Source organism: Trichlorobacter ammonificans (assembly GCF_933509905.1).
Lineage (GTDB): Bacteria > Desulfobacterota > Desulfuromonadia > Geobacterales > Pseudopelobacteraceae > Trichlorobacter > Trichlorobacter ammonificans.
Genome location: NZ_OW150024.1, coordinates 2,426,837 through 2,447,147, shown reverse-complemented (window position 1 = coordinate 2,447,147; position 20,311 = coordinate 2,426,837). Strand labels below are relative to the sequence as shown.

Genomic DNA, 20,311 nt, shown 5'->3' with positions numbered 1-20,311 from the left:
CTTCACACACCAGGGAGGACGCCATGAGCCGACTGTTCACACCCCTTGCCCTGCGCGGCATCACGGCGCGCAACCGTATCTTCATGTCACCCATGTGCCAATATTCCTGCGCCGCCGACGGGCTGGCCACCACCTGGCACTTGGTTCACTACGGCGGCCGGGCCGCCGGCGGGGCCGGCCTGGTCATGGTGGAGGCCACGGCGGTCAGCCCGGAGGGAAGGATCAGCCCCCAGGACTGCGGCATCTGGAACGACGAACAGACACGGGCCTTTGCGCCGATCACCTATTTCATCCGGCAGCAGGGGGCGGTGGCTGCCTTGCAGTTGGCCCATGCCGGACGCAAGGCAGCCACCGCCCATCCCTGCCGGGGGGGCGGTCCCCTGGCTGCAGGCGAGGGAGGCTGGCAGCCGGTGGCGCCGAGTCCGCTCCCCTTTGCCGCCGACTACCCCGTGCCGAGTCAGCTGACGGAAGCCGAACTGGAGCGGATCGAAGCGGACTTTGCTGCCGCCGCCCGTCGGGCACGTACCGCCGGGTTCGAGGTGGTGGAGGTGCACATGGCCCACGGTTACCTGCTGCACCAGTTCCTGTCGCCGCTCAGCAACCGGCGCACGGACGATTACGGCGGCAGCCCGGACAACCGGTTGCGTTTCCCGCTGCGGGTGGCCCGGGCCGTTCGCGAGGCATGGCCGGCCGAACTGCCGGTCTTCGTGCGGATATCGGCAACGGACTGGGTCGAGGGGGGCTGGGACCTGCCCCAGTCCCTGGAGTTGTGCCGCCGGCTGCGGGAGTGCGGCATCGATCTGGTCGACTGCTCCACCGGTGGGCTGGTGCCGGATGCCGTCATACCGGCGGCTCCCGGCTTTCAGGTCCCCTTTGCCGCCGCCGTCCGCCAGCAGGTCGGCATCGCCACCGGTGCCGTGGGGCTGATCACCGACGCGGAGCAGGCGGAACAGATCATCGCCGACGGCCAGGCCGACGCCGTGCTCCTGGGGCGGGAACTGCTGCGCTCCCCCTCCTGGCCCCTGCAGGCGGCCAAGCGGCTGGGCAGTGAGACCGCCTGGCCCGAACAGTACCTGCGCGCCCGTTGACGCCATGGCCGACCAGTCGCTCATGCTCTGGATCATCGGGGGGCTTTTGACCGCAACCGGTCTGGCGGGGCTGGTACTGCCGATGCTGCCGGGGGCGCCGCTGCTCTTCCTGGGGCTGCTCTGCGGCGCCTGGGCGGAGGGGTTTCGCCACATCGGCCCCTGGACGCTGCTGGCGCTGGCGTTACTGGCCGGCCTGACCTACCTGGTGGAGGTCGCCGCCGCCGCGTTCGGAGCGGCCCGCTACGGCGGTTCGCGGCGGGCCATGGCCGGTGCCGCCCTGGGCGGACTGGCGGGACTGCTGCTGGGGGTGCCCGGCATCCTGCTCGGTCCCTTCGTCGGGGCGGTGATCGGCGAACTCTCCATGCAGCGCAGCCTTGACCAGGCCGGCCGGACCGGCTTCGGCACCGTCGTGGGGCTGGCCATCGGCGTTGCCGGCAAACTGGCCATCGGCATCGCCATGATCGGACTGTTTGTGATCGTTCGCTTCCTGTGACCCCTTCACGCCAGATACCGGTACCACCATGGCGGCGGCTCATCCGCTTCGCTGCCTGCTGGTGGCTGTCGGAGGGGGGCAGGGGGGCAGTGCCCTGAACGGTGCTGTCCGCGGGATAGGGCCCGTTTTTTGTGCCGGCACCGCCACTGGTTTGTGGTATCAATGGCGCACGTGCGGATCATCTGAATATGTCAGGGGGATGGTATGAACAGCATTGAGGAGGAGAAGACGCCGTCCGTTGCCGAGGATGGAGCCGCCACGGGAGCGATGACCGGCGAGCCGGTTGCCGCAGTGGAGGAGTCTTCCGCCGACGGGGCTGCGGTGCCGTCCGCTGCAGCCGGTGAAGCTGAGGTCGAGGGCGGCGTTGACGTAGCGGCTCAGCAGTATCCCGAGCCGAACGAGGGCACTGAGGCTGGTGAAGCGAAACCGTCGGGGGGAGACGAGGAACCGGATATCATCCCCCCTGCCTCGGAGCAGGCGATGCAGACCCTTTCGCACCTCCTGAATTCAGGGGGAGCAGCGGGGCTGGCTGAGACGGTGCCGTCTGCCCAGCCGGCATCTGCGCTGGAGAAGCAGGCGGAGACGCTGGAGCAGCAGGCGGAGACGCTGGAGCAGCTTACGGGCCTGGTCCGTTCGACGGAGAAAAAAGCCGACGACCTTATGGCGCTGTTGGCGGAGATGACCCGGTCCCAGCAGGCGATGGCGGAAGAAGCCGCCAAAAGTGTAACGGAGCTCTCGCTCATCGTGCAGAAGGTGGCCGACGATACCGAGCAGACCGCCGGGCAGTTGCGCACGGCCCGGGTCACCAGCGCCCTCTCCCCCTGGTTCCTGGTGCTGTCGCTCCTGGCCCTGGTCCTGCTGCTGGCGGGGATGGGCTACCTGGCCATGCAGCAGAAGCGCCTGCAAGAGCGCCAGGACAAGGTTTCCTTCATCGCCACCGAAGCCGCCGAGATTCAGGAAAAGAAACTGGCCGCATTCGACAAGCGTTTTGCCGAGCTGCTTGGTGCTGAAATCAAGGGGGTGCGGGAGGCGGTGGGGCGGGAGTCGGTGAAAAGCAAGCTGAACCGGCTCAGAAACGGTGCGACGGAGCAGCGGATTATCCGCAAGAGCAGCGGCGACTGGGTACTTCCCGGGAAAAAAGAAGAGCTGGTTACGGATCAGGAGACCATCGAGGCGCTCAATCAGGCCTTCGAGAAATCGGGCAGGCAACTGGTGACGCCGCCCTCCATTCCTCCCCACAGCGTGCTGTCGATCCTGAAGCCGGACGGCAAGGGGGGGACGGAACTGGTGGTGACCAGGGATGCGGTACCACCGCAGCAGCCGGAGAAAGCAGCGGAGCCGGACCGGAAGGCGAAAAAACGCTCGTAGCCCGGTCCGGAACCACCGGAAGCAGACGTTCCCGGCTCCGCCATACCGTTGTATCCGGTATGGCGGAGCCGTTTTCGTTTCGGGGTCAGTCGTCCTCGAAGCGGGTTCCCTTGCGGCACCAGCGGCCGCCGCTGAAGATGGAGGAGATGGCTCCTTCCCGTTCCACCGTGTCGGCACGGATGGCGAGATACACATGGATCGGGATGAAGGCGAGAAAGACCCAGAGCATGGCCAGGTGGATCAGGCGGATGTACTGGATGCCGATCAGCCCGTTCAGCAGCATGAACGGCCGGAACAACCAGAAGGCGGGGTCGTAGGCGACGTAGAGGCAGAAGCCGCTCAGGATCGCCACCAGCGCCATCAGGTAGATGCCGGTGTAGGCCACCTGCTGCAACGGGTTGTGGCCCACGTAGTGGGGACCGTGCTCGAAGATGCAGAGCAGGTAGTTGCGCCCCACCAGGAACAGGTTCTTCAGATCCTTCAGGGTGATCGGGAACAGGGCCCGCCAGCGCTGATACCTGGTGGAGGCCAGGAACAGGCCGGCGATCCGCAGGATGCCCATGGTCACCAGCAGCCATCCGGCGCTGAAATGCACCAGACGCAGCCAGCCCAGGTAGTAGGTGTCCTCGCCGATGCCGCCGTGGGTCAGCCGGCTGCTGCCGATCAGCCAGCCGGTCAGGCAGAGCAGCAGAATGGTGAGGAACGCGGCCCAGTGCAGGAAACGGAGCTGCCAGTCCCAGACCACCACGTAGCGGTAGACGTTGGGGGTCTCCGCGCGGCTGGTCTTGCGGCGTACCGCCTTGACCGGAATGAACCCGAGGAAGGTCCATTCCTCGCTGCCGTCCGGTCGCGGAGCGCTGCCGTGGGCCACCCCCACGGCCCGGAAGTCGTCCACCTCGCTCAGGTCGGCCTCCATGCCGGCATGGTAGCGGGTGGCTTCATCGGCCCGGCAGAGGTAGAGGATCGACTCCAGGTTGCCCCGGGCGATCAGCTCCTCGTTGCCGGTCTCCAGGTTGCGCACCCTGGTGATGCTCCGCTTGAACCGGGGATCGGGCGGCGTGTAGGAAAGCTGCTGGTAATTGCGCAGATCTTCCGTGTGGGCCGCAGCCCCCAGCAGCGCCAGGTCCACCGGGTCGGTGGTGCCTGCCCGTGCGGCCAGGGCGGCCGCCACCAGCAGGTCGCGGCTGGTCTCGCCGCCAAAGGCCATCGGTACCCCCAGGGCGACATGAATATCTTCTGCCGTCCGGCTGCTCATCGTACCGTCACCTCCTCTCCCAACGGCCTGCCCCGCAGGTCGGTCAGGTGTACCGCGCAGGACTGGCACGGGTCAAAGGAGTGGATGGTGCGCAGCACCTCCAGCGGGCGTTGCGGGTCCTGCAGGGGATGGCGGCCGTTGCCGGCCAGGGCGTGCTCGTAGGGCCCAAGCTGCCCCTGGCCGTCCCGTCCCGAGCTGTTCCAGGTGCTGGGCACCACGCATTCGTAGCGCACGATCTTGCGGTTCTCGATCTGCACCCAGTGGCTGAGGGTGCCCCGTGCCGCCTCCATGAAACCGACCCCCTGGGCGCTTTTCGGCCAGGATTCCGGCTCCCAGAGGGCTGGGTTGAAGGTGGCGGTCTCTCCCTGCCGGATCGTCTCCACAAAGGCGGCAAAGGTATCGCTCATGCGGCGGGCGATCAACTGCGACTCAAGTCCCCGTGCCAGGGTCCGCCCCAGGGTGGAGTTGAGCTGGGCCGGTTTGAGCCCCAGCCGGTCCAGGGTTCCGGTCAGCAGGGCCACGGTGGCTTCATGCTCCTGGGCGTAGGCGGTGAGCAGCCGGGCATTGGGTCCCACCTGCATCGGCTTGCCGTCGTAGCGGGGGGCCTTGCACCAGGTGTACTTGCGATGGGCGGAAAGCTGCTGGTAAGGCGGGGTGGGGCCGGTGTAGCGCGGCACGGTTTCCCCCTGCCAGGGATGGCGTCCCGCCTGGTCACCGTCCGGGTAAACGTACCAGGAGGAGGTGATGAACTCGGCTATTTTCTTGTGGTCGAAGGGAAGCAGATGTGTCACGTCGCCGTCCCGTACGATCCCCGGCTTGACGGTGCCGGAGGGGCTACCGGCCCAGGAGAGGCCTCCTTCGCCCACTGCCATCAGGTGCGGGCTGGAGGCGCCGATGTCGGCGTACTCCTTGTAGAAGGAGGCGATGGCCAGCAGGTCCGGCAGGTAGACTTTTTCCACGAAGGCACGGGCACGCTGCACCATCCCCTCCAACTGGGCCAGGGAAACCTGGTTGACCGTGGCTTGGTTGTCCATGTTGATGGCGCAGGCCATCCCCCCCACCAGAAAGTTGGGGTGGGGATTCTTGCCGCCGAAGATGGTCTGCAGCCGGATCACGTCCCGCTGCCACTCCAGGGCTTCCAGGTAGTGGGCCAGGGCCAGCAGGTTGGCCTCCGGCGGCAAGCGGTAGGCCGGGTGTCCCCAGTAGCCGTTGCTGAAGATGCTGAACTGGCCGCCGGCCACCGACTGCTGCACCTTGTCGCGCACGGCGCGGAAGTTTGCCGCCGAATTGGTGGGCCAGTCGGCGAGGGTTGCGGCCAGCCGGGCCGTTTTCTCCGGATCGGCCTTGAGGGCGCTGGTCACATCCACCCAGTCCAGGGCGTGCAGATGGTAGAAGTGAATCACATGATCCTGTACCGTGCCCATATCCATCATCAGGCTTCTGATCTGTTCGGCGGCACGGGGGATCGGGTATTTGAGGGCATCCTCCACCGCACGGATGGAGGCGATGGCGTGGACGCCGGTGCAGACGCCGCAGATCCGCTGCACCAGGGCCCAGGCATCGCGGGGGTCACGCCCCTGGAGAATCTTTTCAATGCCGCGGAACTGGGTGGTGCAGGCCCAGGCGTTGCTGATCCTGCCGTTGTCGGTTTCCAGTTCGATGCGCAGGTGCCCTTCGATACGGGTGATCGGGTCTATGACGATACGCTGGGGTGCCATGGTCGCTCCTTTCCCGCCGGCCGGCGGTTATCTGTCGCTTTCCCTGCTGGTGTCGCCGGACGCCTCCTCATCACCCAGCACGGCCAGCGGCAGGGGCTCCGACTGTTCCTTGCGGGACTGGCGCTTGCGCAGCACCGTGGCGGCGCTGTGCACCGCCACGCCGGCCAGGGAGGCACCCACCACGGCGGCACCGATCCGGTTTGCGGTCAGTTCCACCCCCACTCCCGGAACGTCCAGGGACGGCATCCGTTCGTAGAAGGGGCTCATCCGGTCGAAGAAGTCCCGTTCGGTGCAGCCCAGGCAGGGGTGGCCGGCCTTGATCGGCGAGCCGCTTCCCTGGTTCCACTCGATGATCGGACAGGGGGCGAAGGTGGCCGGCCCCTTGCACCCCACCTTGTAGAGGCAGTACCCCCTGCGGGCACTTTCGTCGTCGAAGTCGGTAACGAACTGGCCGGCATCGTAGTGGGCCCGGCGGGGACACTTGTCGTGAATCCGCTGGCCATAGGCGAAGAGCGGCCGCCCCTCCCGGTCCAGGGGCGGGGTGTGGCCATAGACCAGATAGTAGAGCAGGGTGGCGGTGATCACCTCGCCGATGGGGGGACAGCCGGCCAGGTTCACCACCGGCCGGTCCCGGATGATCTCCTCTACCCCCACGGCGCCGGTGGGATTGGGAGCGGCCGCCTGGACCGAGCCGTAGTGGGCGCAGGCTCCCACCGCCAGCACGGCGGTGGCGTTTTTGGCGGCCCGGCGCAACTGCTCCTCGGCGGTTTCGCCGCCGATCACGCAGTAAACTCCCTTGTCGCGCAACGGGATGGAACCGTTCACCACCAGCAGGTGCGGCCGGGCAATCGCGTTGTCCAGCACCTCGTTGGCCCGGGAACCGGCCGGAGCCATCAGCAGTTCGTTGTACTCAAGGGAAACCATGGAGAGGATCAGGTTTTCGAGGGTGCGGTCACCGGAACGGAGGGCGCTTTCCAGGCAGCCGGTGCATTCCTGAAGCTGCAGCCAGACCACCACCGGTCGTGTGGCACCGGCCAGCCGTTGGGCGATCTCTTTGGCCAGCGCCTCGCTCCGGCCGCCGGCCACCAGGCCGCCGCAGCCGAGAACCGCGGCAATCCGGCCGCACAACGACAGGAACTGGCGGCGGCTGACCCCCTGGCGTGCCAGGTATTCGGCGCAGGGTTCGTCATCGTTCCACTGGTCAAAGGGTGTGCGCGGCATGGAGCCCTCCCTTCTCTGCCGGCCGCGGGCAGCGTGGTGCTGAAAATGGTTGGTGTCGACAAACATGAATTTGATACCAATATACCCCCGTCTGGCGGCATCGCAAGGGTATGAAGAAAAAAATAATGTAAAATCTCTATGTTGCGTTTGTGTGTCCTGCTGGTATACTACAACAGTTATCCAGCTCTTCGCCCCTTCAGGGCTGCTACGGAACCGCTTCCATGACCGACCTGACCCTGCTGCACCCGCCCAGCATTTTCCGTTTTCGCGAACTTCCCTGCTTCCTGGGGCCGGTGAGCGACGTCATCCCCTCCACCTCGATTTTTGAAGGCTATCCGATCGGTTTCCTGACCCTGTCGGAGTATCTCACCCGTCACGGGTTCGAGGTGCGGGTGGTCAACCTGGCCCTGAAGATGCTGCGGGACCGTACCTTTGACGCAGAGCGGTTCACAGCCGGACTGAAGAGCAGGGCCTTCGGCATCGACCTGCACTGGCTTCCCCATGTCGATGGCAGTCTCGGCCTGGCGGAGCAACTCAAGCGGCAGCACCCCGACGTGCCGGTGATCCTGGGAGGGCTGTCCGCCACCTACTTTCGCGATGAGCTGATGCGCGACCACCCCTACGTCGATTTCGTGGTCTGCGGCGATTCCACCGAGGAACCGCTGCGGCTGCTGCTGGAGGCGTTGCGGAACGGCGGCGGTTTCGAGCGGATACCCAACCTGGTCTGGCGCCGGGAGGGCCTGGTGGTGGACAACGGCATCAGCTGGCGTCCCGACACCCTGGACCACGCCCGTTACGACTACGCCCACTTCTTCCGGATGCTGCTCAAATACCGCGACCCGGTGGGGTATCTTCCCTACCTCAACTGGCTGGAACACCCGGTGCTGGCGGTCTTTACCTGCCGCGGCTGCAACCATGACTGTTCCGGCTGCGGCGCCTCGTCGTCGGCCTTCAGCGAGGTCTGCGTGCGCACCGCGCCGGCATTTCGCTCGCCGCAGCTTCTGGCCGACGACATCGCCGCCATTGCCGATCATACCGGCGCACCGATCATGATCATCGGCGACCTGCTCCAGGCAGGCCCGGAGTATGCCGATGCCTTCTTCACCGCCATCGGTCGCCATCGCATTGCCAATGAACTGGCCGTTGAATTTTTTCATCCCCCCTCGCGCCGGATTATTGAGCGGCTGTCGGAAAGCATCGCCCATTTCAACGTGGAGTTGTCGCCGGAATCCCACGACATCAGGGTTAGACGGGCCTTCGGCAAGCAGTTCGACAACCGCCTGCTGGAGGAGTCGCTGGAGGCGTTGGTTGCCAGCCCCTGTCGGCGGATCGACCTTTTCTTCATGGTGGGACTGCCGGAGCAAAGTTACGCCTCGGTGCAGGCGTCGGTGGCCTACTGCGGCGACCTGCTGGAGCGGTTCGGCGCCGGCGGCAAGCTGCTCCCCTTCCTTGCTCCCCTGGCACCGTTCGTGGACCCCGGTAGCCGGGCTTTTCAAAATCCCGAAGAGATGGGGTATCGCCTATTCTACCGGAGCCTGGCCGATCACCGCCGGGCCATGCTGATGCCGAGCTGGAAACAACGGCTGAACTACGAGACCGCCTGGATGACCCGGGACGAGATCGTCAGCGCCACCTACGACGGCGCCGAGGCCCTGGTGGTGCTGAAGGAACGCCACGGTCTGGTCAGTGCCGCCGAATCGCGCCGGATCAGGGAGCAGATCGAGCGGGCCCGCCGGGTGGTGGCGCGGCTGGACAGCGGCGACCCGCCGGACGCAGCGCTCAGGGAGGAGATCCGGCAGCTGAACCGTCTCGATACCCTCTGCGGCAAGCATGAGCTGGACTGGCGGGTGAGCGGCAGCCGCTATCACCTGTTCCGCTGCATTACCTCCCTCTTCCACGGACGGCCCTGAACCAGGGCTTTGAAAAACTATTCCGGAGGCCGTCTGCGGCGTTGCGCGGTGCTCCCTCCCCCGGTCCCTCCTGCCGTCCCCGGCAAAATCGTAAAACTCTGGTACACTTGAGCCAGAGGCATCGGCACGTCATTTCCAACCGGAACGGTGATGACGATGGATGACGAACTGCTGTCCGACATACTGGCGGCCGAGCGGGAAATCCGTCAGCGGATCGACGAGCGGCAGCGGCAGCGGGATGAACGGCTTGCCGCGGTCGCGCGCGAGCTTGCCCAGGAGCGGGAACGCGAGGCCGGGGCGCTGCGGGCCGAACGGGAACAGGCCCTGGACAGGACCGAGCGGCGTGCCCGTCAGGAGGCCGAGGGACTGGTGGCCGAGGCACAGGCCTATGCGCAGCGTCTGGAGCGGATGGAAACGGCCGACCTGGATCGTTTCCTGGCACCCCGCCTGCGGGGGCTGCTGCCGGGGGGCGAGCCATGATCGTCAGCATGAGCAGGCTTGAGGTGGCCGGTCCCCGGGAGCTGCTGCTGGAAGTGCTGGAGCTGATCCGGGAACAGGGAATCTTCCAGATCGAGGAGGAGGAGACCGGGGTGTCGGCGGCCGACGAACGGGTGGTTGCGGAACGCCTCTTCCTGGAAAACCTCCGCCGTCGCACCGGCGAGATCATTGCCCTCCTGCCGTCCCCCGACGTTACCGCAAGCCGGCTGGACCCCCTGACCGTGCTGGACACCATCGCCGTCACCGTGACGCAGCACCTGGATTTCTGCCGCAACCTCGAAGAACGGCGGCAAACGCTGCGCAGGGAAGAGGAGGAGCTGGCACGCTACGAGCACCTGCTGACGGCCATCGACCGGCTGATCAGCGACCGCCAGGACCACGACGGCCTGGAATTCATCGGCATCACCCTGCGCGACCCCTCCTGGGTGGAGCGCCTGCGGGAGGCCCTTACCCTGCTGGTGGACGGCGAATACACCCTCACCACCACCCGTGCCGGCGACGGCACCCTGATCGGCCTGATCGCCGCCCCTCCCTCCCGCAGCGCGGTCATCAGGAAAGCGCTGAACAACGAACAGCTCCCCGAACTACCCCTGCCGGAGTCAGTGGGCCATCTCCCCCTGCCGCAACGGATCGCCCGTTTGCAGGAACGTCTTGCCGAACTGCGCGGTCTGCTGGCTGCCGTCGACGGGGAGCGGGAACAGTTCGCCCGGCGCTGGCTGGCCTTCTACCGCCGTATCGATCACTGGCTGGCGCAGCGGCTGGCCCTGCTGGCGGCGACCGGTTCGGTCCGGCGTACCGGCATGTGCTTCGTCATCCACGGCTGGGCCTTGAGCGAGCGGAGCGAAGCCCTGGCCACGGCCCTGAACAGCCGCTTCGGCGGCAGGGTGGTGCTGGAACGCCGGGATATCCTGGAGCATGACCTGGACAAGGTGCCGGTGGCCCTGCGCAATCCTCCCTACATCCGTCCCTTCGAGCTGTTTACCCGCCTGCTGCCGCTGCCCCGCTACTCGTCCTGGGACCCGACCCCGTTCATCGCCGTCTTCTTTCCGCTCTTCTTCGGCATGATGCTGGGTGACGCGGGGCACGGCCTGGTACTGCTGCTCGCGGCCCTCTGGCTGCGCCGCCGCCGGCCGACGGGTGCCGTCGGCGACGGCGCCCGCATTCTGCTCGTCTCATCCAGCTACGCCATCCTGTTCGGCATGCTGTTCGGCGAATTCTTCGGCGAGGCGGGGGGACGCCTGCTGCACCTGACGCCCCTTCTGCCGGAGCGGAGCACGGCGGTGCTGCCGATGCTGGTGTTTTCGCTGGCACTGGGAGGATGCCACATGCTGCTGGGGATGCTGTTGGGCGTGATTTCGGCGCTGCGGCATCACCAGCGCAGCGAAGCGGTGGCGCGGGTCGCCGGCATCAGCCTGATCGCCTGCCTGGCCATGCTTGCGGTTTCCCGGCTCTATCCCTCCCCCTGGCTGCTGTCCCGGCCGATCCTGCTGCTGATCGGCCTGCTGCTGCCGCTGCTGGTGCTGTCCGGCGGACTGCTGGCCCCCCTGGAGATGGTCAAGACCATCGGCAACATCGTTTCCTACGCCCGGATCATGGCCATCGGGCTCAGTTCGGCCCTGCTGGCCAATGCGGCCAATCACCTGGCCGGTCTGTCCGGCAACCTGGTCCTCGGCGCCCTGGCCGCCATCGCCCTGCACGGCGTGGCCATCCTGCTGGGGCTGTTCGCCCCCGCCATCCACGGGCTGCGACTCCATTTCGTGGAGTTCCTCGGCACCTTCGTGGAGCCCGGAGGCAGGAGATTCGAACCGCTGCGCAAGGAGTGACGCCGCATACACCCAGTCAAGGAGGTCATCCCATGGAAAAGGTCCTGATCTGTTTCGCCGCCGCCCTGGCAGTGGGGCTCTGCGCCGTTGCCACGGCCTGGGCCCAGTCGCGGATCGGCGCGGCCAGCGCCGGCACCATCGCCGAACGACCGGAGCTGACCGGCACGGTGATCATCCTGCTGGCCATTCCCGAGACCATGGTGATCCTGGGGTTCGTGATCGCCACCATGATCCTCAACAAGTGAGTCCGGGTCATGGGACGGCGGGAACTGCTGGAGGCGCTGCAGCGGGAGGGCGCGGAAACCCTGGCCGCGATTGCCGCCGGGGAGACGGCGGAGGAAGCGCGGCTGCGCCGGACGGCGGCGGAGCAAAGCGCCGACGAGCGACAGCGCCATGAACGGGAGCTGGCCCGCTGCTGTGACGAGCGCCGCGCTGCCCTGCTGGCAACGGCGTCCCGGGAGGCGGCGCTGATCCGGCTGCGGGCCGAGCACCTCCTGGCCCTGCGGTTGCGGGAACGGGCACAGGCCTGTCTCGGCCAGGTGTGTTCCGGTGGTGATGAAGGACTGTTCCGTCGGCTGGCAGGGGAACTGCCGGAGCTGGCCTGGGGAACGGTGACGGTGGCCGAGGTCGACCGGCAGGTGGCTGAAGCCTGCTTTCCGGGCGTGACGGTGACCACGGACCCGGCACTGTCCGGCGGGTTGCGGGCGGTCTCTGCCGATGGCAGCCTTACGGTGGACAACAGCCTGGAAACGCGGCTGACCCGGCTCTGGCCCGACCTTTTGCCGACACTGATGGCGGAGCTGCGAACCATGCCGGGGGACCGGACAACGGAAGGAGGGGGCGAGGGTGCGACGGCTGCTCTGTGACCTGCCGGCCGGTCAGTCGGCCGACTGCCTGCTGGCCCGTATCCGGGGGCGGCGCTCCTTTCTGGTGCGGGACTGGCAGCATCTGCAGACGCCCCGCCAGCCAACGGCCTCCCTGCCCGCCGCTCCCTGGCGGCCGCTGCCCTCCGCTGAACCCCACTGGGCACTGCAGGCGCTGCGCCGGGAGTACCGCTGGGTCTTTGCCCGGATGACGGAACCGCTGCGAAGGGCCACGGCCCCCTTCTTCTGGCTGGCGGAGCTGAAGCCGTTGGCCGTCTGCCTGCGGCTGCTGGCCGGCGGCCAACCGTTGCCGGAGTCGCTGTTGGCGGCAAGCCTGCTGGCCGCTCCGCTCAGGGAGCTGCTGCGGAGTGGGGGCGGCTGCGCCGGGGCGGTGGAGCGGCTGGAGCGCCGTCTCGTGGACTGCCATCCGGCGTTTGGCGGACTTGGGGCGGCGTTTCGCGCCGCCGGAACCGGCGGTACGGAACGGCTGCTCTGGGAGCGATCCCTGGAGGCGGCCTGTTCCGGGCCGCTGCATCCGCAGATGCGGTGCTGCCTGACGCTGGTTGTGGACAGCCGCAACCTTTCCGCGCTGCTGAACGGGCTGCGCTGGCGTCAGACCGAGCCGTCCCGCCTGCTGGCCGGAGGAACGCTCGACCCCGCGCGCCTGATCGAACTGTTCCGCCGCAACGACAACGCCGGGCTGCTGCGGCTGGCGGCACGCCTGGGGGGGATGGACGGCGCCGGTCAAGAGGTCGATCCGGAGCAGCTTCTCCGGATCGCCCGGCGCCGTCTGACCGCTCGCCTGGTCCGCACCGGCGACGGGGTGGGGCTGATCCTGGACTACCTTTGGCGCTGCAGCGACGAGGCGGCCATGATCGGCCTGCTGGAGAAACTGGAGGCCATCGGCCCGGAACAGGTGGCCGCGGAGCTGCGGCGATGAAACGGGTGGTGGCGGTCACTCCTGCCGACGCCGACAACGGCTTTGCCTGCTGCGGAGCGGTCCAGTTGGCGGCTGAGCCCGGTCAGGTGGCGGAACTGCTGCAGCAGGCCCTGGCGGCGTCCGACGGCGGGGTGGTGATCCTTGATGAACGGCTGGTGGAGGAGGTGGGGGAGGAGATGCTCCATGCCCTGGAACAGCGCTGGTCCGGCGTGCTGGTGGTACTGCCGGCTCCCCTCGGAACGGCGGCGGCCGAGGATTACGCCCTGCGGCTGATCCGCCGGGCCGTGGGCTACCAGGTGAAGGTGCGGCGATGAACGGGGTGATCACCGGCATAGCGGGCCCCACCGTGACCGTGGAACTGACCGGTCTGACGCTCTACGAGATCGTGCTGGTGGGGAGCGCCGGCCTGACCGGCGAGGTGGTGCGGCTGGAGCGGGACCGGGCCGTGGTGCAGGTGTACGAGGATACCCGCGGTCTTGCCCTGGGTGAGCCGGTGCGGGGGACGGCCCGCCCCCTTGTCGCCCAGTTGGGGCCGGGGCTTCTGGGAGGGATGTACGACGGCCTGCAGCGCCCCCTGGAAAAGCTGCTGGAGCGGGACGGTCCCTTCATCGGCGCCGGCAGCAGCGCCTCCCTGCTGGACAGCCCGGCGCGTTGGAATTTCGTCCCCCTCAGGGAGGCGGGTGAAACGGTGCGGGCCGGCGAGGTGATCGGCCATGCCGAAGAGGGGCGGGTACGCCACCTGGTGACCGCCCCCCGTGACGGAGAGCTTGCCGCGCTCACGGCCGGTGCCTTCAGCCTCTGCCAGGAGGTGGGGCGTTACGCCGACGGCACCCCGGTCACGGTCTGCTGCCAGTGGCCGGTACGCCGGCCCCGTCCCTGCCGCCGCCGACTCCCGCCCGCCGAACCGCTGGTGACCGGCCAGCGGGTGGTGGATTTCCTCTACCCCCTGGCCCGTGGCGGTACCGCCATCATCCCCGGCGGTTTCGGTACCGGCAAGACCATTCTGGAGCAGGCGGTGGCCAAGTTCGCCGACGTGGACCTGGTGGTGTACGTGGGGTGCGGCGAGCGGGGGAACGAGATGGCCGAACTGCTGGAGGAGTTCGCCTCCCTGAGCGATCCCTGGACCGGCCGGCGGCTGATGGAGCGAACCATCGTGGTGGCCAATACCTCCAACATGCCGGTGGCGGCCCGGGAGGCCTCCATCTACACCGCCGTCACCATGGCCGAGTACTTCCGGGACATGGGCTGTCACGTGCTGCTCCTGGCCGACAGCATTTCCCGCTGGGCCGAGGCGCTGCGGGAAATCTCCTCCTCCCTGGAGGAAATGCCGGGAGAGGAAGGATATCCCACCTACTTGGCCTCCCGCATGGCCGGCTTCATGGAGCGGGCAGGGGTGGTGGAGACCGTAAGCGGTGCCATCGGCTCCTTGAGCATGATCCTTTCCGTCTCCCCGCCGGGGGGGGATTTCACCGAACCGGTCACCCAGGCCTGCCTGCGCACCGCCGGAGCCTTCCTGATGCTGGACGCGGCCCTGGCCCACCGCCGTCATTTTCCGGCAGTGAACTGGTTCCAGAGCTACTCGCTCTACGAACAGGCCATGGAACAGCACTTTGCCCGCAGCGTGTCGGCCGGATGGGTGGAGGCCCGCCGTGGCTGCCGCGGCCTGCTGCAGCGGGAGGAAGCGCTGCGGGAGGTGGCTGAGATCGTCGGCCACGAGGGGATGCAGGAGCAGGACCGCCTGATCCTGCACAGTGCCGAGCGGATCAGGCAGGAGTTCCTCTGCCAGGGGGCCTACGGCGAGGACGCCTTCAGTCCGCCGTCCCGGACCGTGGCCCTGATCGACGCTATCCTGGCCGATCACCGCCGGATCGAACAGCGCCTGGCCGCCGGCGAAACCCTGGATGCGGCCCTGGAAAAAGGAGGCGGCGATGCGGCTCAGTGAACATGCCTACCGCAGCGTGACCGCCATCCGCGGCCCCCTGGTCTTCCTGGACCGGGTGCGCCGGGTGCGCTTCGGCGAGGTGGTGCGGATCGCCGCTCCCGATGGCGGAACCCTGGAAGGGGAAGTGATCAAGATCGACAACGACACGGTGCTGGTGCAGGTGATGGGAGAAACCCGCGGGCTGGGCACCGATGCCGCCGTCGTCTTCAGCGACGCGGTCAAGCGGGCCCCCCTGTCCCCCGCGGTGGTGGGACGGATCTTCAACGGCTCCTTCGTCCCCCTTGACGGCGAGCCCCCCTTCATCCCGGAACGGTGGGGGCCGATCTCCGGCGCCCCGATCAACCCGGTGGCCCGTGCCCGGCCCCAGGATTTCATCGAGACCGGTTTCAGCACCATCGATGCCCTGAATACCCTGGTGCGGGGGCAGAAGCTGCCGATCTTCTCCTGCGCCGGCCTGCCGGCCCGGGAGATGGCTGCCGGTATCCTGAAAAACGCCCGGCTGGCCGGGGGTGGGCGCTTCGTGGTGGTCTTCGTGGCCCTGGGGCTGACCCATCACGAATATGCCGCCTATCTCGACGTGCTGTCCGGAATGCAGGGGGGCTTCACCGCCTTCATCAACCGGGCCGGAGAGCCGGTGATCGAGCGGCTGCTGGCCCCCCGCTTCGGCCTGGCAGTGGCCGAATACCTGGCCTTCCGCCACGGCATGGACGTGCTGGTGCTGATCACCGACATGGTCAACTACTGCGACGCCCTGCGGGAGGTCTCCACGGCCCGGGAGGAGTTGCCGGGACGGCGGGGCTATCCCGGCTACCTCTACTCCGATCTCTCTTCCCTGTACGAGCGGGCCGGCCGGATCCGGGGGCTTCCCGGCTCCGTCACCATGCTGCCGGTGGTGACCATGCCGGAGGATGACATCACCCATCCGGTGCCGGACCTGACCGGCTACATCACCGAAGGGCAGATCGTGCTGTCGCGGGAACTGCACCAGCAGGGGATCTTCCCGCCGGTGGACGTGCTGCCCAGCCTTTCCCGCCTGATGCAGCAGGGGATCGGCGCCGGCCGCACCCGCGAGGATCACCGTGCCCTGGCAAACCGCCTCTACCGCCACTACGCCCGTGGCCGGGACCTGCGCCGCCTGGAGGCGATCGTGGGACGCGACGGGCTGGGGGAGCGGGACCGCCGGATGCTGGACTTTGCCGACGCTTTCGAGCGGGAACTGGTGCACCAGGGGGATGAGCGGCGCAGCGTGGCGGAGAGCCTGGACCGGGGGAGCGCGTTGCTGGAGCGGTTTTCGCTGACGGAGTGACGCCGATGATCCATCCCACCCGAACCAACCTGCTGCTGCTCAAGGAAAAGAGCCGTTCGGTGCAGAACAGCACCGGCATTCTCAAGGCACGGCGCCAGGCCCTGATCCGCGAACTGCTGGCCGCCACCGCGCCGTTTCTCGCCTCGCGGCATGCGGTGCGCAGCGCCTACGGCCGTGCCCTGCGGGAGCTGGCCATCGCCCTGGCCCTTGAAGGGGACCGGCAACTGGTTTCCCTGGCCGCGGTGGCGGAACAGGACCTGGGACTGGAGGTGGGGGAACATGCCGTCATGGGGCTGCGCTATCGGGAGGTGACGGTGCGCCAGTCGCCGCTCCGTTCTCCCTTGGCTCGCGGCTACGACCCCCTGGTTGCCACGGTTCACCTTGAGGAGACCCTGCGACAGTTCGAGGAGATCCTGCAGGCGATGCTGGATATCGCCGCCTGGGAGAACAAGGTGCGGCGGCTGGGGCGGGAGGTGGTGCGGGTGACGCGGCGGATACGGGTGCTGGAGGAGCGGATTCTGCCCGGTCTGCAGGGGCAGGTGCGCAGCATCGCCCAGTTCCTGGGGGAGCGGGAGCGGGAGGCTGCCTTTCGTCTGAAACGGTTTCGGGACCTGCGGGGGCGGGAGGCGGAATGAGCACGGGCCGGCGGAGAAAATCTCCACCGGCCCGTTGCTCCCCGGCAGCCTGCCGTTGGGGGTCAGGCGTAGGTTGAAAAGCCGTAGTCCGGGTTTTTTGCCGGCTGGGGCGTCTGCTGGGCGGTTCGGGCCAGCAGGTTGGCCATCTGTTCCTGGGCCTGGGCGTTCATCTTGATCATGTAAGCTGACAGATTCTGCTGGGTCTGGGCCGATTTCATCAGCAGGCTTGCGCCTGCTACTGCATTCACGTCCATGGGAACACCTCCGTGGTGTGTATAGACAAAGTATGTCATTTCGGGAGGTTCAGGGCAAATAGTTTTTCCTCGCGATCAATGAGGTCAAAATAGCCGGTTTCTGGTATACTGCTGCCGTTGTCCCGATAACGAGGGAGGAATGCCCATGAAGCTCGAATGGTGGTACTGGATGGTCGCGGGGCTTCTCATGATCGGCCTGGAGTTGGTGATCCCGTCATTCACCATCATCTGGTTCGGTCTGGGGGCCTTGGTGGTGGGGCTGCTGCTCTTTCTGCTGCCGGAGCTGCCGGCTTGGCTGCAGGTACTGCTCTGGGCCTTGGCCTCGGTCGGCTTCACCGTTCTCTGGTTCAGATATCTGCGGGACCGGGGTGATCGCACCCATGCCGGTCTTTCCAAGGAGGGGATCGTGGGGGAGTCGGGCATGGTTATCCGCGGTACCGACGACTCCTACCAGAAGGGAACGGTCAGATTCCGGATCTCGATCCTGGGGGCGGACGAATGGACCTGTTACGCCGAAGAGCCGCTCAAGGTGGGGGACACGGTGCAGGTGATCGATATCGAAGGCCAGATACTGAAAGTGAAGAAACTTTAGGAGGTTTGCCATGCCTGCCACATTCTTTGTTGTCGCCGTTTTGGCCGTCATCGTCGCCGCAACCGTCTTTGCCGGGGTCAAGACCGTTCCCCAGGGGCAGGAGTGGGTGGTGGAGCGGCTGGGCAAGTTCCACGTCACCCTCAAGCCGGGGCTGAACTTCATCATCCCCTACATCGACAACGTGGCCTACCGGGTCTCCACCAAGGGGGACGTGCTGGCCATCGGTTCCCAGGAGGTGATCACCCGGGACAACGCCGTGATCATCACCAACGCCGTGGCCTTCATCAAGGTCACCGATCCCACCCGTGCCGTCTACGAGATTCAGAACTACGAATACGCCATCCAGAACCTGGTCATGACGTCGCTGCGGGCCATCATCGGCCAGATGGATCTGAACAGCGCCCTGTCGGAGCGGGAGCATATCAAGGCCCGGCTGCAGGACAACATCGCCAAGGAGGTTGCGGCCTGGGGCATCTACGTGCAGTCGGTGGAGATCCAGGATATCAAGCCGTCCGACTCCATGCAGAAGGCTATGGAGCAGCAGGCCAGCGCCGAGCGGTTCAAGCAGGCCACCATCCTTGAAGCGGAGGGGCGGCGGGAAGCGATGATCCGTGAGGCCGACGGCAAGCTGGAGGCGGCAAAGCGGGAGGCTGACGCCCAGATCCGGCTGGCCGAGGCATCGGCCCGGGCCATAGGCGACATCAGTGCCGCCATCCAGGACCGCGACCTGCCGGCGGTTTTCCTGCTGGGGGACCGCTACGTCAATGCGTTGCAGAAGATGGCCACCTCGCAGAACGGCAAGATGGTCATGCTGCCGGCGGACCTGCCGGCAGCCATCCGCGGCATCATGGGGAAGGGGTAGGAACGAAACATGAGTGATTGTTTTTGGCGGCCCATCAGCGTCGACTGTGTCGACCCGGCATCGTTTCCGGAGGTGGCGCTGTATCTGAAGACCGGTGGCAAATACGTGCTCTACAAGGATGAACAGCGGCGATTCTGCGAAGCCGACCAGCGGCGTCTGGAGAACAGCCGGATCGAGTTTCTCTACGTCAGGAGCGGCGATCTCAAGGAGGTTAACAGCTACCTGGAGCAGAACCTCTCCCGCATACTGGACCGTAACGATGTCACCGGCGCGGCCAAGGGGCTGATCCTGTATCAGACCTCGGTCAACTATGTCATCGACATCTTCGAGTCACCGGAACAGGCTGCCTGCCTGGACCGCTGCCGCAGCCTGATCAGGCACATGATGAGTTACGTGGCGGATGAGGAACATGCCCTTGAATCGTTGCGGACCATCGCCGCCCACAACGACTACATCTTTTCCCACAGTGTTCAGGTAGCGGCCCTTAACCTCCTGATCCACGAGAAGATATTCAGGCTGACCCAGGAAGAGATGATCGAGGTCGGCATCGGCTCACTGCTGCACGACTTTGGTATGACCTTTATTGCCGATGAAATACTGGAAAAACCCGGCGCCCTCTCCGAAGCCGAATACCTCAGCGTGAAGGAGCATGCGCACAAAGGGTACGAGTTCCTCAAAAACCTCGGCCTGGGAGAGGTGGCCCTGCATATCGTCCGCTACCACCACGAGCGTTTCGACGGACAAGGGTATCCCTCGGGCAGGCAGCAGAAGGATATTCCCCGCAGCGCCCAGTTGGCCGCCATCTGCGATACCTACAGCGCCCTGACCAGCGAGCGGGGCTACCGACCTGCCTACCCGCAGGCCGAGGCCCTGCGGATGATGCGCGAGGAGGCCAGCAACGGTCTGTTCAACTATGAGTATTTCCGGCAGTTCGAAGGGGTGATGACCACCACCAGGGGGGTGTCGGACCAGGAACGTACGCACCTTGCTTCTACCGCACCGGGGCAGGGGGGGGCGCATGACGCGTGAGCGGGACCACGCTTACTGGATGGACAAAGCGATTGCTGAAGCCCGCCGGGCGGAGGACAAGGAGGAGGTACCGATCGGGTGCGTGATCGTGAAGGAGGGACGAATTATCGCCCGCGCCCATAATCTGCGCGAATCGAAGCAGGACCCTGCTGCCCACGCCGAGCTGCTGGCTGTCCGCAAGGCGGCGAAGAAGCTGGGCTCCTGGCGGCTCCTGGACTGCACCCTCTATGTGACCCTGGAACCCTGCCTGATGTGCATGGGAGCGATCATCCTGGCCCGTATTCCGCAGGTGGTGTTCGGCTGCTTTGATCCCAAGGCCGGCGCGGCCGGTTCGCTGTATGACCTTTCCAACGATACGCGGCTCAATCACCGCTTCGCCCTGGTGAGCGGGATACGGGAGGCCGAATGCTCGCGGCTGCTGTCGGCGTTCTTCAGCCGGTTGCGCCGGCGGCGTCAACAATGCGGCGCTTGAGTTTTTCCGGCGGATGGTGTATAGAACTGTTCCGGCCTGCCT

The 20,311-nt window shown here is 66.6% G+C and carries 21 protein-coding genes; 17 read left to right on the top strand and 4 right to left on the bottom strand.

The features are described from left to right. Positions 1-23 precede the first annotated feature (23 nt). The 3 genes from RAK07_RS11185 to RAK07_RS11175 all read left to right on the top strand — a co-directional run bounded on the left by RAK07_RS11185 (position 24) and on the right by RAK07_RS11175 (position 2,949). Positions 24-1,088: an NADH:flavin oxidoreductase/NADH oxidase gene (locus RAK07_RS11185; RefSeq protein WP_305732915.1), complete on the top strand. Its 1,065-nt coding sequence runs from the start codon at positions 24-26 to the stop codon at positions 1,086-1,088. Between the two features lie 4 nt (positions 1,089-1,092). After that, the gene (locus RAK07_RS11180) at positions 1,093-1,581 is read left to right on the top strand and encodes a DUF456 domain-containing protein (protein WP_305732914.1); all 489 of its coding nucleotides are present in this window, start codon (positions 1,093-1,095) and stop codon (positions 1,579-1,581) included. 204 nt (positions 1,582-1,785) lie between these two features. Next, positions 1,786-2,949 carry a hypothetical protein gene (locus tag RAK07_RS11175; protein ID WP_305732913.1) on the top strand — a complete coding sequence of 388 codons (1,164 nt, stop codon included), beginning with the start codon at positions 1,786-1,788 and terminating at the stop codon, positions 2,947-2,949. A gap of 85 nt (positions 2,950-3,034) precedes the next feature. On the opposite strand, the gene RAK07_RS11170 is transcribed toward RAK07_RS11175, so the two are convergent. The 3 genes from RAK07_RS11170 to RAK07_RS11160 are packed head-to-tail and all read right to left on the bottom strand — an operon-like array spanning position 3,035 to position 7,143. Beyond that, complete coding sequence (locus RAK07_RS11170) at positions 3,035-4,204, bottom strand: cytochrome b/b6 domain-containing protein (RefSeq protein ID WP_305732912.1); 1,170 nt, start codon at positions 4,202-4,204, stop codon at positions 3,035-3,037. Beyond that, positions 4,201-5,922, bottom strand: a complete 1,722-nt coding sequence (locus RAK07_RS11165; RefSeq protein WP_305732911.1) for a nickel-dependent hydrogenase large subunit — start codon at positions 5,920-5,922, stop codon at positions 4,201-4,203. Before RAK07_RS11165 ends, RAK07_RS11170 begins: the two co-directional genes overlap by 4 nt. Positions 5,923-5,949: 27 nt before the next feature. Next, a complete protein-coding gene (locus RAK07_RS11160) occupies positions 5,950-7,143 on the bottom strand; it encodes a hydrogenase small subunit (protein WP_305732910.1) in 1,194 nt (397 codons plus the stop codon). 221 nt (positions 7,144-7,364) lie between these two features. Between RAK07_RS11160 and RAK07_RS11155 the strand changes: the two genes are divergently transcribed. The 10 genes from RAK07_RS11155 (at position 7,365) to RAK07_RS11110 (ending at position 17,060) form a co-directional block, all read left to right on the top strand. Beyond that, positions 7,365-9,053, top strand: a complete 1,689-nt coding sequence (locus tag RAK07_RS11155) for a TIGR04190 family B12-binding domain/radical SAM domain protein (RefSeq protein WP_305732909.1) — start codon at positions 7,365-7,367, stop codon at positions 9,051-9,053. A 156-nt stretch (positions 9,054-9,209) separates the two neighbouring features. Continuing rightward, positions 9,210-9,533 carry a hypothetical protein gene (locus RAK07_RS11150; protein ID WP_305732908.1) on the top strand — a complete coding sequence of 108 codons (324 nt, stop codon included), beginning with the start codon at positions 9,210-9,212 and terminating at the stop codon, positions 9,531-9,533. Further along, the gene (locus RAK07_RS11145; RefSeq protein WP_305732907.1) at positions 9,530-11,374 is read left to right on the top strand and encodes a V-type ATP synthase subunit I; all 1,845 of its coding nucleotides are present in this window, start codon (positions 9,530-9,532) and stop codon (positions 11,372-11,374) included. The genes RAK07_RS11150 and RAK07_RS11145 overlap by 4 nt, the downstream gene beginning before the upstream one ends. Positions 11,375-11,406: 32 nt before the next feature. Further along, positions 11,407-11,619 (top strand): V/A-type ATP synthase subunit, encoded by a 213-nt coding sequence (locus tag RAK07_RS11140; RefSeq protein ID WP_305732906.1) that lies wholly within the window; start codon positions 11,407-11,409, stop codon positions 11,617-11,619. Positions 11,620-11,628: 9 nt separating this feature from the next. Next, complete coding sequence (locus RAK07_RS11135) at positions 11,629-12,240, top strand: V-type ATP synthase subunit E (RefSeq protein WP_305732905.1); 612 nt, start codon at positions 11,629-11,631, stop codon at positions 12,238-12,240. Next, entirely contained in the window at positions 12,221-13,177 is a 957-nt protein-coding gene (locus tag RAK07_RS11130; RefSeq protein ID WP_305732904.1) for a hypothetical protein, read from the top strand. The genes RAK07_RS11135 and RAK07_RS11130 overlap by 20 nt, the downstream gene beginning before the upstream one ends. Beyond that, positions 13,174-13,491, top strand: a complete 318-nt coding sequence (locus RAK07_RS11125) for a V-type ATP synthase subunit F (RefSeq protein ID WP_305732903.1) — start codon at positions 13,174-13,176, stop codon at positions 13,489-13,491. The genes RAK07_RS11130 and RAK07_RS11125 overlap by 4 nt, the downstream gene beginning before the upstream one ends. Next, entirely contained in the window at positions 13,488-15,119 is a 1,632-nt protein-coding gene (locus RAK07_RS11120; protein WP_305732902.1) for a V-type ATP synthase subunit A, read from the top strand. Before RAK07_RS11125 ends, RAK07_RS11120 begins: the two co-directional genes overlap by 4 nt. Next, on the top strand, positions 15,106-16,425 hold the full coding sequence (locus RAK07_RS11115; protein ID WP_305732901.1) for a V-type ATP synthase subunit B: 1,320 nt from the start codon (positions 15,106-15,108) through the stop codon (positions 16,423-16,425). The genes RAK07_RS11120 and RAK07_RS11115 overlap by 14 nt, the downstream gene beginning before the upstream one ends. Before the next feature lie 5 nt (positions 16,426-16,430). Further along, positions 16,431-17,060: a V-type ATP synthase subunit D gene (locus tag RAK07_RS11110; RefSeq protein WP_305732900.1), complete on the top strand. Its 630-nt coding sequence runs from the start codon at positions 16,431-16,433 to the stop codon at positions 17,058-17,060. A gap of 62 nt (positions 17,061-17,122) precedes the next feature. On the opposite strand, the gene RAK07_RS11105 is transcribed toward RAK07_RS11110, so the two are convergent. Further along, a complete protein-coding gene (locus RAK07_RS11105) occupies positions 17,123-17,314 on the bottom strand; it encodes a hypothetical protein (RefSeq protein WP_305732899.1) in 192 nt (63 codons plus the stop codon). 145 nt (positions 17,315-17,459) lie between these two features. On the opposite strand from RAK07_RS11105, the gene RAK07_RS11100 reads away from it, so the two are divergent. The 4 genes from RAK07_RS11100 to tadA are packed head-to-tail and all read left to right on the top strand — an operon-like array spanning position 17,460 to position 20,269. Further along, on the top strand, positions 17,460-17,906 hold the full coding sequence (locus RAK07_RS11100) for an NfeD family protein (protein WP_305732898.1): 447 nt from the start codon (positions 17,460-17,462) through the stop codon (positions 17,904-17,906). Positions 17,907-17,916: 10 nt separating this feature from the next. Next, the gene (locus RAK07_RS11095) at positions 17,917-18,768 is read left to right on the top strand and encodes an SPFH domain-containing protein (protein ID WP_305732897.1); all 852 of its coding nucleotides are present in this window, start codon (positions 17,917-17,919) and stop codon (positions 18,766-18,768) included. Positions 18,769-18,777: 9 nt separating this feature from the next. Next, a complete protein-coding gene (locus RAK07_RS11090) occupies positions 18,778-19,797 on the top strand; it encodes an HD-GYP domain-containing protein (protein ID WP_305732896.1) in 1,020 nt (339 codons plus the stop codon). After that, positions 19,787-20,269, top strand: a complete 483-nt coding sequence (gene tadA, locus RAK07_RS11085) for a tRNA adenosine(34) deaminase TadA (protein ID WP_305732895.1) — start codon at positions 19,787-19,789, stop codon at positions 20,267-20,269. Before RAK07_RS11090 ends, tadA begins: the two co-directional genes overlap by 11 nt. Positions 20,270-20,311 lie beyond the last annotated feature (42 nt).

Excerpts from the sequence above, each read along its gene's own strand:
- RAK07_RS11185 (WP_305732915.1), top strand. The coding sequence starts at position 24 with ATGAGCCGACTGTTCACACCCCTTGCCCTGCGCGGCATCACGGCGCGC.
- RAK07_RS11180 (WP_305732914.1), top strand. The coding sequence starts at position 1,093 with ATGGCCGACCAGTCGCTCATGCTCTGGATCATCGGGGGGCTTTTGACC.
- RAK07_RS11175 (WP_305732913.1), top strand. The coding sequence starts at position 1,786 with ATGAACAGCATTGAGGAGGAGAAGACGCCGTCCGTTGCCGAGGATGGA.
- RAK07_RS11170 (WP_305732912.1), bottom strand. The coding sequence starts at position 4,204 with ATGAGCAGCCGGACGGCAGAAGATATTCATGTCGCCCTGGGGGTACCG.
- RAK07_RS11165 (WP_305732911.1), bottom strand. The coding sequence starts at position 5,922 with ATGGCACCCCAGCGTATCGTCATAGACCCGATCACCCGTATCGAAGGG.
- RAK07_RS11160 (WP_305732910.1), bottom strand. The coding sequence starts at position 7,143 with ATGCCGCGCACACCCTTTGACCAGTGGAACGATGACGAACCCTGCGCC.
- RAK07_RS11155 (WP_305732909.1), top strand. The coding sequence starts at position 7,365 with ATGACCGACCTGACCCTGCTGCACCCGCCCAGCATTTTCCGTTTTCGC.
- RAK07_RS11150 (WP_305732908.1), top strand. The coding sequence starts at position 9,210 with ATGGATGACGAACTGCTGTCCGACATACTGGCGGCCGAGCGGGAAATC.
- RAK07_RS11145 (WP_305732907.1), top strand. The coding sequence starts at position 9,530 with ATGATCGTCAGCATGAGCAGGCTTGAGGTGGCCGGTCCCCGGGAGCTG.
- RAK07_RS11140 (WP_305732906.1), top strand. The coding sequence starts at position 11,407 with ATGGAAAAGGTCCTGATCTGTTTCGCCGCCGCCCTGGCAGTGGGGCTC.
- RAK07_RS11135 (WP_305732905.1), top strand. The coding sequence starts at position 11,629 with ATGGGACGGCGGGAACTGCTGGAGGCGCTGCAGCGGGAGGGCGCGGAA.
- RAK07_RS11125 (WP_305732903.1), top strand. The coding sequence starts at position 13,174 with ATGAAACGGGTGGTGGCGGTCACTCCTGCCGACGCCGACAACGGCTTT.
- RAK07_RS11120 (WP_305732902.1), top strand. The coding sequence starts at position 13,488 with ATGAACGGGGTGATCACCGGCATAGCGGGCCCCACCGTGACCGTGGAA.
- RAK07_RS11115 (WP_305732901.1), top strand. The coding sequence starts at position 15,106 with ATGCGGCTCAGTGAACATGCCTACCGCAGCGTGACCGCCATCCGCGGC.
- RAK07_RS11110 (WP_305732900.1), top strand. The coding sequence starts at position 16,431 with ATGATCCATCCCACCCGAACCAACCTGCTGCTGCTCAAGGAAAAGAGC.
- RAK07_RS11105 (WP_305732899.1), bottom strand. The coding sequence starts at position 17,314 with ATGGACGTGAATGCAGTAGCAGGCGCAAGCCTGCTGATGAAATCGGCC.
- RAK07_RS11100 (WP_305732898.1), top strand. The coding sequence starts at position 17,460 with ATGAAGCTCGAATGGTGGTACTGGATGGTCGCGGGGCTTCTCATGATC.
- RAK07_RS11095 (WP_305732897.1), top strand. The coding sequence starts at position 17,917 with ATGCCTGCCACATTCTTTGTTGTCGCCGTTTTGGCCGTCATCGTCGCC.
- RAK07_RS11090 (WP_305732896.1), top strand. The coding sequence starts at position 18,778 with ATGAGTGATTGTTTTTGGCGGCCCATCAGCGTCGACTGTGTCGACCCG.
- tadA (WP_305732895.1), top strand. The coding sequence starts at position 19,787 with ATGACGCGTGAGCGGGACCACGCTTACTGGATGGACAAAGCGATTGCT.